At 63.1% G+C, this 12,370-nt stretch carries 14 protein-coding genes; all 14 read right to left on the reverse strand.

Going from position 1 to position 12,370, the window contains the following annotated elements; genetic code table 11:
- Window positions 1–6: 6 nt before the first annotated feature.
- From B6V75_RS04885 to B6V75_RS04950, 14 genes are read right to left on the reverse strand one after another with little or no spacing between them, the layout of a single operon-like run.
- Complete coding sequence (locus tag B6V75_RS04885) at window positions 7–1,545, reverse strand: NADH-quinone oxidoreductase subunit M (RefSeq protein WP_075774487.1); 1,539 nt, start codon at window positions 1,543–1,545, stop codon at window positions 7–9.
- Window positions 1,545–3,746 carry an NADH-quinone oxidoreductase subunit L gene (gene nuoL / locus B6V75_RS04890; RefSeq protein ID WP_075774486.1) on the reverse strand — a complete coding sequence of 734 codons (2,202 nt, stop codon included), beginning with the start codon at window positions 3,744–3,746 and terminating at the stop codon, window positions 1,545–1,547. The genes B6V75_RS04885 and nuoL overlap by 1 nt, the downstream gene beginning before the upstream one ends.
- A gap of 6 nt (window positions 3,747–3,752) precedes the next feature.
- Window positions 3,753–4,058, reverse strand: a complete 306-nt coding sequence (gene nuoK / locus B6V75_RS04895) for an NADH-quinone oxidoreductase subunit NuoK (RefSeq protein ID WP_075774485.1) — start codon at window positions 4,056–4,058, stop codon at window positions 3,753–3,755.
- A 49-nt stretch (window positions 4,059–4,107) separates the two neighbouring features.
- Window positions 4,108–4,716 carry an NADH-quinone oxidoreductase subunit J gene (locus tag B6V75_RS04900; RefSeq protein ID WP_075774484.1) on the reverse strand — a complete coding sequence of 203 codons (609 nt, stop codon included), beginning with the start codon at window positions 4,714–4,716 and terminating at the stop codon, window positions 4,108–4,110.
- Window positions 4,713–5,123 (reverse strand): carboxymuconolactone decarboxylase family protein, encoded by a 411-nt coding sequence (locus B6V75_RS04905; protein ID WP_075774483.1) that lies wholly within the window; start codon window positions 5,121–5,123, stop codon window positions 4,713–4,715. Before B6V75_RS04905 ends, B6V75_RS04900 begins: the two co-directional genes overlap by 4 nt.
- A complete protein-coding gene (nuoI, locus tag B6V75_RS04910) occupies window positions 5,120–5,611 on the reverse strand; it encodes an NADH-quinone oxidoreductase subunit NuoI (protein ID WP_075774482.1) in 492 nt (163 codons plus the stop codon). The genes B6V75_RS04905 and nuoI overlap by 4 nt, the downstream gene beginning before the upstream one ends.
- Before the next feature lie 3 nt (window positions 5,612–5,614).
- Window positions 5,615–6,652, reverse strand: a complete 1,038-nt coding sequence (nuoH, locus tag B6V75_RS04915; protein WP_075774481.1) for an NADH-quinone oxidoreductase subunit NuoH — start codon at window positions 6,650–6,652, stop codon at window positions 5,615–5,617.
- 15 nt (window positions 6,653–6,667) lie between these two features.
- On the reverse strand, window positions 6,668–7,078 hold the full coding sequence (locus B6V75_RS04920) for a hypothetical protein (RefSeq protein ID WP_075774729.1): 411 nt from the start codon (window positions 7,076–7,078) through the stop codon (window positions 6,668–6,670).
- A gap of 14 nt (window positions 7,079–7,092) precedes the next feature.
- A complete protein-coding gene (nuoG, locus tag B6V75_RS04925) occupies window positions 7,093–9,126 on the reverse strand; it encodes an NADH-quinone oxidoreductase subunit NuoG (protein WP_088718898.1) in 2,034 nt (677 codons plus the stop codon).
- Between the two features lie 52 nt (window positions 9,127–9,178).
- Window positions 9,179–9,517 carry a hypothetical protein gene (locus B6V75_RS04930; RefSeq protein WP_088718899.1) on the reverse strand — a complete coding sequence of 113 codons (339 nt, stop codon included), beginning with the start codon at window positions 9,515–9,517 and terminating at the stop codon, window positions 9,179–9,181.
- Complete coding sequence (locus tag B6V75_RS04935; protein ID WP_146194459.1) at window positions 9,508–9,885, reverse strand: hypothetical protein; 378 nt, start codon at window positions 9,883–9,885, stop codon at window positions 9,508–9,510. Before B6V75_RS04935 ends, B6V75_RS04930 begins: the two co-directional genes overlap by 10 nt.
- 5 nt (window positions 9,886–9,890) lie before the next feature.
- A complete protein-coding gene (gene nuoF / locus B6V75_RS04940) occupies window positions 9,891–11,186 on the reverse strand; it encodes an NADH-quinone oxidoreductase subunit NuoF (protein ID WP_075774477.1) in 1,296 nt (431 codons plus the stop codon).
- Window positions 11,187–11,196: 10 nt separating this feature from the next.
- Window positions 11,197–11,412 carry a DUF5337 family protein gene (locus tag B6V75_RS04945; RefSeq protein ID WP_075774476.1) on the reverse strand — a complete coding sequence of 72 codons (216 nt, stop codon included), beginning with the start codon at window positions 11,410–11,412 and terminating at the stop codon, window positions 11,197–11,199.
- 10 nt (window positions 11,413–11,422) lie between these two features.
- Window positions 11,423–12,334 (reverse strand): hypothetical protein, encoded by a 912-nt coding sequence (locus tag B6V75_RS04950; protein WP_088718901.1) that lies wholly within the window; start codon window positions 12,332–12,334, stop codon window positions 11,423–11,425.
- Window positions 12,335–12,370: the final 36 nt, after the last annotated feature.

A 12,370-nucleotide genomic window follows, 5' to 3' on the forward strand; every position in this document is an offset into this window, starting at 1 on the left:
AGCTCCTCAGTGTTCGACCAGGTCGGACAGATACGTGTCCGGCAAGGCATCGTGATAGTTCTGGACGAGTTGCGTCACCGACGGCCCGATGATGTTGGTCACCAGATCGGGGTAGACGCCAAGGATCAGGGTCATCGCCACCAGCGGCGCGAAGATCCACTTCTCGCGCGTGGTGAGATCGGTGATCGAGCGCAGGCTCTCCTTGATCAGGTCGCCGAAGACGACCCGGCGATAGAGCCAGAGCGCGTAGGCGGCCGAGAGGATCACGCCGGAGGTCGCGAACATCGCGGCCCAGGTGTTGACCTGGAACGTCCCGGCGAGCGTCAGGAATTCCCCGACGAAGTTACCGGTACCCGGCAGCCCCACATTGGCCATGGTGAAGAACATGAATATCGTCGCATAGGCCGGCATCCGCTTGACGAGGCCGCCATAGGCGTCGATCTCGCGGGTGTGCATTCGTTCGTAGATGACGCCGACCAGAAGGAACAGCGCGCCCGAGACGAAGCCGTGCGAGACGACGAGGAAGATCCCGCCCTCGATGCCCTGCTGCGTCCCCGAGAAGATCCCGAGCAGCACATAGGCCATGTGCGCGACCGAGCTATACGCGATGACGCGTTTGATATCGGTCTGCACCAGCGCCACCAGCGAGGTCCAGATGATCGCGATCACCGCGAGCCACATCGCCCAGGGGCCCACCACGATGTTGCCCACCGGGAACATCGGCAGCGAGAAGCGCAGGAAGCCGTAATCAGCCAGTTTCAGCAGGATCGCGGCCAGCACGACCGAACCGGCCGTCGGGGCCTGAACGTGCGCTGCGGGAAGCCAGGTATGCACCGGCCAGAGCGGCATCTTGATCGCGAAGGAGATGAAGAAGCCGATCCACAGCAGCGTTTGCACCCCGCCGGGGATCGATATCCCCAGAACATCCACCGGTGTGTATGGGAACTCGTAGACGAGTAGCCCCGGCATGTCCGTCGTTCCGGTGTGGAAGTAGATGTAGATGATCGACACCAGCATGAAGACCGAGCCGAAGAAGGTATAGAGGAAGAACTTGAACGCGGCGTAGACGCGCTGCTTGCCCCCCCAGATGCCGATGATCAGGAACATCGGGATCAGGCCTGCTTCGAAGAACAGGTAGAACAGCACCAGATCGAGCGTGACGAAGGTGCCCACCATCAGCGTCTCGAGGACGAGGAAGGCGATCATGTATTCCTTCACGCGGTCGGTGACGTTCCAGCTGCCGATGATCACGAGCGGCATCATGAACGTGGTCAGCATCACGAAGAGGATCGACAGCCCGTCGACACCCACGCGGTACTGGAAGCCCATGATCCAGGAGTATTTCTCCATGAACTGGAAGCCGGTGTTGGACGGGTCGAACCCGGCCAGCAGGAACAGCGAGATCAGGAAAGTGACCGAAGTCGCGGTCAGCGCCACCCATTTCGCGTTGCGGTCCGCCTCGGGCGAGCCGCCACGCAGAACCAGCGCGAGGATCAGCGCCGCCACGGCGGGCGTGAAGATGACGATGGAAAGAAGGTGTTGCATCAGTTCGCCCCCCCGTTGAGGACGACCCAGAGCATGAGACCGACGATCCCGATCACCATGGCGAAGGCGTAGTGGAACAGATAGCCCGATTGCATCCTGTTAAGGAACCTCGTGAATGTCGGGACGATGCCAACGGCCATACCGTCGATGACCCGGTCAATCGAGCCCTCGTCCCCTTTCTTCCAGAATTGATAGCCGAACCAGAGCGCCGGGCGCATGAATACACGCTCGTACAGCTCGTCGAAATACCACTTGTTAAGCAGGAAGCTGTAGAGCCCGGGTTGGGCTTCAGCCATCCGCCGCGGCAGGCTCACATCCTTGATGTAGAACATCCAGGCGACAAGCAGCCCGGCCAGCATCGCCACGAAGGGCGAGACCTTGACCCAGGCCGGCGCGTGGTGCGCCTTGTCGATCACCTCGTTCTCCTGCCCCATGTAGATGGAGCCCTGAGGTGCGACACCCGGATACTCGATGACCGCGGTCGAGGCGCCGACGCTCGGCGAGGTCTTGGCCTCGTCCATCAGCTCGGCCTCAGCCTGCTGTTCGGACATGTTCGGATCCGGCACCGGCGGCGTTTCACCCTGCCCTGCGGCATGGCTTGCCTCGCCCGACTGCGCGGCTTCGCCACTCGTCGCGTGCCCGGCATCCGCCGTCTGCTCGGCATGCGCGGGAAGGCCGAAGAACTTCACCAGCTTCGCGTGATCGCCGAAGAAGACGTTGTACCAGATCATGCCGGCGAAGATCGCGCCGAAGGACAGTACGACCAGCGGCACCGTCATGACCCACGGGCTCTCTTTGGCGTGATCATGCGCATGATGATCGCCGCGCGGCTTGCCGAAGAAGGTCATGAAGATCAGGCGCCACGAATAGAAGGACGTGAAGGCCGCCGCGATGACCAGAAGCCAGAAGGCATAGCCAGCACCCGAGCCGCCCCAGACGCTCTCAATGATCGCGTCTTTCGACAGGAAGCCTGCGAAACCGATATGGGTGAAGGGAACGCCGACACCGGTGATCGCCAGCGTGCCGAAGATCATCGCCCAGAAGGTCAGCGGCACCTTTTTGCGAAGGCCACCGTAGTTGCGCATGTCCTGCTCGTGGTGCATCGCGGTGATCACCGAGCCTGCCGAAAGGAACAGCAGCGCCTTGAAGAAGGCGTGGGTCAGCAGGTGAAACATCGCCACCGAATAGACGCCGACGCCCGCGGCCGCGAACATGTAGCCCAGCTGCGAACAGGTCGAATAGGCGATGACGCGCTTGATGTCGTTCTGCACCAGACCCACGGTCGCTGCGAAGAAGGCGGTCGAGGCACCGATGACGACAATGAAGGTCTGCGTATGCGGCGCGTATTCGTAGACCGGCGACATCCGGCAGACGAGGAACACACCCGCGGTCACCATGGTCGCGGCGTGAATCAGCGCCGACACCGGCGTCGGGCCTTCCATCGCGTCCGGCAACCATGTGTGCAGGAAGAGCTGCGCCGATTTGCCCATCGCACCGATGAACAGAAGGAAGGCACAGAGCTCAACCGCGTTCCAGTTCCCCCAGAGGAAGTCCAGGCTCGTTTCGGACAAGGCCGGGGCCGCAGAGAAGACGTCGTCCATCTTCAGCGAACCGGTCATGTAGAACAGACCGAACAGCCCGAGCAGGAAGCCGAAATCGCCGATACGGTTCATGATGAAGGCTTTCATCGCCGCCGCATTGGCCGAAGGCTTCTTGTAGTAGAAGCCGATCAGCAGATACGAGGCGAGACCCACGCCTTCCCAGCCGAAGAACATCTGCAGCAGGTTGTCCGAGGTCACCAGCATCAACATGGTGAAGGTGAAGAAGGACAGGTAGGCGAAGAAGCGCGCCTTGTAATTCTCGCCCTTCCCTTCGTCGAAATTCTCGTCATGGGCCATGTAGCCCCACGAGTAGAGATGCACGAGCGAGGAGACCGTCGTCACCACGATCAGCATGATCGCGGTCAGCCGGTCCATCCGGATCGCCCATGCGACGTCGAGGTCGCCCGAGGTGATCCAGTTCATAACATGGATGTGCTGCGTCTGATCGCCCAGCGTGAGAAAGACGATCCAGCTGAGAGCGGCGGCGAGGAACAGAAGGCCCGTGGTCAGGACCATCGCGCCCTTTTCGCCGATCACCCGCCAGCCGAAGCCACCAAGGATCGCACCGACCAGCGGCGCAAAGAGAATGATCGTTTCCATCGTCCCTTATCCCTTCATCACGTTGACGTCTTCGACCTCGATCGAGCCGCGGTTGCGGAAGAAGACCACGAGGATCGCAAGGCCGATCGCGGCCTCGGCTGCCGCAACGGTCAGCACGAAGAGAGTGAAGATCTGTCCGACGAGGTCATCCAGATAGGCCGCGAAGGCCACCAGGTTGATATTCACCGCCAACAGCATGAGTTCGATCGACATCATGATGACGATCACGTTCTTGCGGTTCACGAAGATCCCGAAAATGCCGATCACGAACAGCGCGGCAGCCACGCCAAGGTAATGTTCCAATCCGATCATGCGTTCACCCTCGTTTCCGAACTCGCGTTTTTCGCTTGCTTTTGTTCGCTCACAGCCCCTGCCCCGGTTTGACGTCCACCATTTCCATCGTCTTGGACGGATCGCGATGCATCTGCGCGATCACGTTCTGGCGCTTGACGTTGGTGCGATGGCGCAGCGTCAGCAGGATCGCCCCGATCATCGCGACCAGCAGGATCAGGCCCGCCGTCTGGAAGAGGTAGAGGTATTTGTCATAGACGAGCAGACCGATCGCCTGCGCGTTGGTCATGCCCTCGGGCACCGGATCCGCACGGAGGTTTTCCGCCATGCCGGAGGTCTGCCACGCCCCGAAGGCGATGCCCAGCTGCACCAGCATGATGACCGCGATCAGAAGACCCAGCGGCATGTAGCGCGCCAACTCTCCCTTGAGCGCGGCGAAATCGATGTCGAGCATCATCACCACGAAGAGGAAGAGCACCGCGACCGCGCCGACATAGACGATGATCAGCAGCATTGCGACGAATTCCGAGCCCAGAAGCACGAAAAGCCCCGCCGCCGACAGGAAGGTCAGGATCAGCCAGAGCACCGAGTGGACCGGGTTCTTGGAAATCACCACCATGAAGCCCGCGACCAACGCCGTAATGGCGAAAAGGTAGAAGGCGAAAGCAAACACCGTCATTCGTTCTCTCCCGAATTCTCGTCGAAGACCGATTGCGCGATCTCGAGCGCGCGGGTCATGGCGGGCACCCCGCCGAACATGCTCATCTGAAAGATCACCTCGGCGATCTCGCGTTGCGTGGCCCCGGCCTCGAGCGCGTGGCGGATCGTCAGGCGCAGCTGCGAGTCCGCCTGCGCGCCCAGCACCGTGAGCGCCGCAATCGTCACCAGAAGCCGGGTCCGGCTGTCGAGACCTTCACGGTTGAAGGTCTTGCCGAACCACATCTCCATCATGTCCTTGGACATGGTGGGGAAGAGCTTCTCCATCGCAGCCGGGTTGAAACTTTCCAGCGCCGGATTGAACAGCCGGGCCATCTCGGCCGACTGCTCCATCATCGTGCTGAAGAGTTTCGAAAAATCGTCGGTCATCTGTAAGGCGCATCCAGTTCGAGGTTGCGTGCGATCTCGGCTTCCCAACGGGCCCCGTTCTCGAGGAGCTTCTGCTTGTCGTAGAACAGCTCCTCGCGGGTCTCGGTCGAGAATTCGAAATTCGGACCTTCGACGATCGCATCGACCGGGCAGGCTTCCTGACAGAAGCCGCAATAGATGCATTTCGTCATGTCGATATCATAGCGCGTCGTGCGGCGCGAACCGTCGGCGCGGGGTTCCGCGTCGATCGTGATCGCCTGCGCCGGGCAGATCGCCTCGCACAGTTTGCACGCGATGCAGCGCTCTTCCCCGTTGGGGTAGCGGCGCAGGGCGTGCTCGCCGCGGAAGCGCGGCGAAAGCGGGCCCTTCTCGTGCGGGTAGTTCAGCGTGGGTTTCGGCGCGAAGAAATAGCGCATCCCCAGACCGAAGCCTTTGATGAAGTCCACCAGCAGGAAATACTTGGCAGCGCGGTTATAGTCGAAAGCCATCTATCAGCTCCCCATCGCCCAGCGGGCCCAGAAGTGCCCGAAGATTTCGAATTTCGCGAGGAAGGCGATGATCACCACCCAGGCCAGCGACAGCGGCAGGAATACTTTCCAGCCAATCCGCATAAGCTGGTCGTAGCGGTAGCGCGGCACGATCGCCTTCACCATCGCGAACATGAAGAAGAAGAACACCATCTTGGCGAACATCCACAGCACCCCGTCGGGCAGCCCCGGGATCGGGGACAGCCAGCCGCCGAAGAACAGGATCGACATCAGCGCGCACATCAGCCAGATCGCGATATATTCGCCGGCCATGAACAGCAGATACGGGGTCGAGCTGTATTCAACCATGAAGCCCGCGACGAGTTCGGATTCCGCTTCCGGAAGGTCGAAGGGCGGGCGGTTTGTCTCGGCCAGCGCCGAGATGAAGAACAGCGCCACCATCGGCAGGTGCGGCAGCCAGTACCAGCCCAGCAGGCCCCAGCCGGTATCCTGCGCGCGCACGATGTTCGACAGGTTGAGCGAGCCGGTCGAGATCACGACGCCGATGATGATCAGGCCGATCGAGACTTCGTAGGAGATCATCTGCGCCGCGGAACGCAGCGAACCGAGGAACGGGTATTTCGAGTTCGACGCCCAGCCGCCCATGATCACGCCATACACCTCGAGCGAGGAAGCCGCGAAGACGAACAGAAGTGCGACGTTGATATCGGCGAGCACCCAACCGTCGGCAAACGGGATCACCGTGAAGGTCAGCAGCGCCAGCACGAAGCTCAGGATCGGGGCGAGGAAATAGACGAACTTGTCGGCGCCCGCCGGCACGACGATTTCCTTGACCACGTATTTCAGCGCATCCGCGAAGGTCTGCATCAGGCCCCACGGCCCGACGACGTTCGGCCCGCGCCGCATCTGCACGGCAGCCCAGATCTTGCGGTCGCCATAGACCAGCCAGATCATCGAAAGCATCACGAAGGCGATAACCGCCAAGCTCTGCAGCACGATCAGCAGGAAGATCCCGAAAGGTGTCGTGAAGAATTCAGCCATGATGTCCCACTCTCTTCATACGGTCGGAATGCCGCGATCCTTGCAATCGGCGACGGTCACTTCCGCGTCGATCGTCTTGAGTCCCTGCGGCAAGGCGGGCGAGATGGTGTAGACCGCATCTGCCCGCCAGATGCCACCCTCTTCAGTCACATTCGTGCGCACATGGCGCGCAAATCCATAGCCACGCACCAGCGCGTATTGCGCGGCTGCGCATTGGGCATAATCGGTCGCCGCTTTCTCGCTGGCGCCCTCGCCCGAGACACGCGCGCGGATCTCCACCAGATCGCTGTCGAGGAGCCGCGTTTCGGTGCCCCGATAGACCGGCTTGACCGCGCTATCCCCCTGCGCCCCGCCGGTCGGCGTGCACGCCGCCAGCCCGGCCAGAAGGCCGGGAGCGAGCGGTGCGATATTGGGCAGGGTCTGCATCATCCGTCTCAATCTCACTCGGCGGCCACCGGCGCTTCGGCCCGCGCTTTCGCGAGGCTGGCGCATTCGCCCATCACCACGGAGGCCCGTGCAATCGGATTGGTCAGGTAGAATTCGCGGATCGGCAGGCGGAAGGTGGCTTTGCCCATGTCGCGCGGCTCGATCGCCTGCACTTCGTTCTCCACGACCTGATCGACCTGCGCCAGATGCGGCACCGCCTCGACCATCGCGCGGCGCAGACCTGCAAGCGTGTCCCAGGGCTGCTTGGCGTCCAGCTCAGCCGAAAGCGCGCGCAGGATCGCCCAGTTCTCTTTCGCCTCGCCCGGCGGGAAAGCCGCGCGGAAGGCAAGCTGCGGACGGCCTTCGGTGTTCACGAAGAGGCCGTTTTCTTCCGTGTAGGCCGCGCCCGGCAAGATAACGTCGGCGCGGTTGGCTCCGCGGTCGCCGTGGCTGCCCTGATAGATCACGAAGGGACCGCCCTCGGCGCGCGGGGTGATCTCCACCTCGTCGGCGCCCATGTTGTAGATGACTTCTGCGCCGTCGATGGCCGCGAGCAGACCGCCCTCGGTCACTGCGCCCACATCCATCGCGCCGACACGGGCCGCAGCGGTATGCAGCACCATGAACTTGGCGTTGGAGTTCTCGGCCAGCTTCATCGCAAGGGCCAGAACCGCCTCGCCATCGGCTTCGTTCAGAGCGCCCTGCCCGATGATAACGATGGTGTTCTTGGCCTTCGTCTCGTCGGAGATCGTCTTGGAGGACAGCTCGGCCAGCGCGGCGCGGTCGGTGCCGACATGCTCATAGTCATAGGTCAGGTCGCAGGCTTCACCGACGAGACCGACGGTCGCGCCCTTGGCCCAGGCCTTGCGGATGCGCGCGTTCAGAACGGGTGCTTCCACGGCCGGGTTCGCGCCGATGATCTGCACCATCTCGGCGTTGTCGAGATCCGCGATTGTCGCGTTGCCCACATAGCCGTAGCGGTTGCCGATCGGCAGACGCGCTCCGTCGGTGCGGCATTCGACTTTGCCACCCAGACCTTCGATCAGCTGCTTGAGAGAGAAGGCTGCCTCGGTCGAGACGAGATCGCCGACGAGACCAGCGACTTTCTTGCCCTTCATCGCTTCGGCGGCGGCGCTCAGCGCCTCGCCCCAGCTTGCGGGCTTCAGCTTGCCGTCGACGCGGACGTAAGGCCGGTCGAGACGCTGGCGGCGCAGGCCGTCCCAGACGAAGCGGGTCTTGTCGGAGATCCACTCCTCGTTCACGTCGTCATTGTTGCGCGGCAGGATGCGCATCACTTCGCGTCCCTTGGTATCGACGCGGATGTTGGAGCCCACGGCGTCCATCACGTCGACGGTCTCGGTCTTGGTCAGTTCCCACGGACGCGCGGTGAAGGCGTAGGGCTTCGAGACCAGCGCGCCCACCGGGCACAGGTCGATGATGTTGCCCTGCATGTTGGAGTCGAGCGTCATGTTCAGGTAGTTCGCGATCTCCGCATCCTCGCCCCGGCCGGTCTGGCCCATCTGGGTGATGCCCGCGACTTCGGTGGTGAAGCGCACGCAGCGGGTGCAGGAGATGCAGCGCGTCATGTGCGTCTCGACCAGCGGGCCGAGGTTCAGCTCGGTCGCGGCGCGCTTGGGCTCGCGGTAACGGCTGAAGTCCACCCCGTAAGCCATTGCCTGGTCTTGCAAATCGCATTCGCCGCCCTGATCGCAGATCGGGCAGTCGAGCGGGTGGTTGATGAGCAGGAACTCCATCACCCCCTCGCGGGCCTTCTTGACCATCGGCGAATTTGTCTTGATCACCGGCGGCGCCCCTTCCGGCCCCGGGCGCATGTCGCGCACCTGCATCGCGCAGGAGGCGGCGGGCTTCGGCGGGCCGCCCACGACTTCCACCAGACACATCCGGCAGTTGCCCGCAATCGACAGACGCTCGTGGTAGCAGAACCGCGGGATCTCGATCCCCGCCTGCTCGCACGCCTGGATCAGCGTGAGGTTCGGATCGACCTCGACCTCGTTCCCGTCGATGATGATCTTTCTCAGGTCAGCCATGGCTATCCGTCTCGTCTCTTCGGGCGCGAGGTTGCCCCCGCGCGGGTTTATTTCACGCCGCGTTGCCGCAGCCCATCGGGAAGACCCAAGCGCCATCCCGGTAAGTGTCATTGATCGACGAGGCCACAGCCCCGCCGCAGATGGCGTTCGCGGCCCGCTTGGCCTCGGCGCCCTCGTAGTTCGCAAAGGGCGCGGCCTGCCGCATCACGACCAGCGCGCCGCTCGCATCATTAGCCGCTGTGTAACCTTCAACCGCCGCCAGACGGCGCGGACCTTTGGAGGCCTCGTTACCGCCCGTCGTGCCCATGCAGCCGCCAAGCGCCAGCGCGCAGCCCGATATGATCACAGCCCGCATCATGCCGCCCTGTGCCGTGGTAGGGTTCAGTTCCATCTGAGCACCTCCGCGACGGTGCTGCGCCGCAATCCGCCCTGATCCCACAAGATATGCGCGTGATCGTCCTGATTGATCTGGATCGCAACGAGCGAGGGATTGCCCGGCGGAAGCAGCGCCCCGGTCGCGACCTCGAAAGAGCGGCCGTCCGGCTGGGCGCAGCGGAACACCACGTTTCCGGTATCGCCCTTGATCGTGTATTCGATCTCGCGCCCGGTCCGCAGCGAGACCTTGCCGGTGGTGTTGAACACCTGGCACGCCGTCCCCTTCGGGAAGAACCCGAAATCGACCGTCAGCTTCGCCGGCTCGGCGGCGGCACCGCCGGCGAGCGAAAGAAGGGTCAAACTGGCAAGGGACAGGCGTTTCACGATACTCACTCCGCAGCCATCGCGCCCATGCGGCCCGTCTTGCGGGCCTTGATGCGGTCTTCGATCTCTTCGCGGAAGTGACGGATCAGGCCCTGGATCGGCCAGGCGGCCGCGTCGCCGAGCGCGCAGATCGTGTGGCCTTCGACCTGTTTCGTCACATCGAACAGCATGTCGATCTCTTCGATCTCGGCTTCGCCGCGCACGAGGCGATCCATCACGCGCATCATCCAGCCGGTGCCTTCGCGGCAGGGCGTACACTGGCCGCAGCTCTCGTGCTTGAAGAACTTGGACAGGCGCCAGACCGCTTTGATCACGTCGGTGTTCTGATCCATGACGATCATGCAGGCGGTGCCGAAGCTGGATTTCAGCTCGCGCATGCCGTCATAGTCCATGATCGCGTCTTCGCATTGCTCGGCGGGCAGGATCGGGCAGGATGCGCCGCCCGGGATCACCGCCTTGAGGTTCTTCCAGCCGCCACGGACGCCGCCGCCATGCTTCTCGATCAGTTCCTTCATCGAGATCGACATGGTCTCTTCGATGACGCAGGGCGTGTTGACGTGGCCCGACATCGCAAACAGCTTCACGCCGGTGTTGTTCGGACGACCGAAGGAGGCATACCACTCCGCGCCGCGACGCAGGATGGTCGGGACAACGGCGATGGATTCCACGTTGTTCACCGTGGTCGGGCAACCGTAGAGGCCCGCGCCTGCCGGGAAAGGCGGCTTCATCCGGGGCATACCCTTCTTGCCTTCGAGGGACTCCAGCAGCGCCGTTTCCTCGCCGCAGATATAAGCGCCCGCGCCGTGCGACAGGTAGACGTCGTAATCATAGCCGGAGCCGCAGGCGTTCTTGCCGATCAGCCCGTCTTCATAGGCTTCGTCGATCGCGCGCTGCAGCGCCTCTTTCTCGCGCACATATTCGCCGCGGATGTAGATATACGCCGCCGCGGCGCCCATCGCGAAACCGGCGATCAGCGCGCCTTCGACCAGCGTATGCGGATCGTGGCGCATGATTTCGCGGTCCTTGCAGGTCGCGGGCTCGGATTCGTCGGCATTGATCGCGAGGAAGGCGGGACGCCCGTCGCTTTCCTTCGGCATGAAGGACCACTTGAGACCTGTCGGGAAGCCTGCCCCACCGCGCCCGCGCAGGCCGGAGGCCTTCACTTGCTCGATGATCCAATCCTTGCCTTTCGACAGGATCTCGCCAGTGCCGTCCCAATGCCCGCGCATCTTCGCGCCCTGCAGAGAGCGGTCATGCATCCCGTAGAGATTGGTGAAGATCCGGTCTTGATCCTTCAGCATATCGCTTCCCTCACTTGCCGGCTTTCCGGCGCCAGATGCGCCAGACGAGTGCCAGCGCGTAGATATAGGCGGCTATTGCCGCGAGATCGCCGATCAGCGCGACCTGCGCCGACCAGCCCTGTTGTTTTCCGATCCATTGCAGGAGGAGCCAGAGGATCGTGGCGACGGCGATGATAAGGGCGGCCCTACGCCCCAACGCTCTGTCGTGCTCGTCGATCTGGCTCATTCACCCCCGCTCAGTAATCGTTCGTCTTCGCCCGTTCGAGGAACGCATCCATGCCTTCCTCGACGATGATTTTCGCCTGGCTGACCCACTTGTCGCGGGTGCAGCGGCCCTTGAAACGCGGCACGTTCTGGTCCGCATAGGCAATCTCTTCGGGGCCCCATTTTGCGATTTGGTCGAAATGGTAAATGCCCCAGCCGTTCAGCGTCTCTTCAAGCTTCGGCCCGACGCCTTCGATCTTCTTTAGATCGTCGGCCCCAGCCTTGCGCGGCTGCTTGAGCCCGCGCGGCTTCTTGCCGGCGCCTTCGGCGGCCTCGGGTTGGCCCCCGGCACCGGCAGAGGACGTGTCCGCGACCTGCGCCGACATCGCGGAGAGCGGGGTCGCATCCTCGCTCTCGGGCTCCGGCGCGTCCGCTTTCGGCTCAGCTTCGGCCTCTGCCGCAGCCTCTTCCGCTGCAGGCTCAGCTTTCGGCTCTTCCGCCTCGGCTTCGTCCGTCGCGGGCTTGGTTGTCGGGCCGGGCTCGGGCCTGTCGGCCTCGGGCGTGGCCGCCTCGTCTTTCGGCGCGACCGCGTCGGCGCGCTCCACCTCGCGCTCGGCTACGGGCGTCGGAGACGCCGCCGCCGCCTGCGCCTGTGCGGCAACGCCTTCGGGAGACGACGCGTTGAAGCTCTCAACGGGGCTTTCGGGGATCTCGGAGCCCTCGTCCGAGGCCCCGGTGCCGTCCGCCTCGCCTTGAACCCCATGCTCGGAGCAGAACGCCCAGATCAGGAAGGCCCCGAACAGCAGGAAGGTCATCAGGCCAAGGAAGAGCGCCACGAAGAAGGGCTCATGCGCCACAACCATCAGGAAAACGGTGACCACGATCCCCGTAATGCCTGCCCAGATACCTGCCTTGCCGCGGCACCCCTGTGTCTGATCACCCATTCCCGTCTCTCCATTCACGCCGCCTAACGGCGGTCT

The organism is Thioclava sp. F1Mire-8 (assembly GCF_002213165.1).
Classification (GTDB): Bacteria; Pseudomonadota; Alphaproteobacteria; order Rhodobacterales; family Rhodobacteraceae; genus Thioclava; species Thioclava nitratireducens.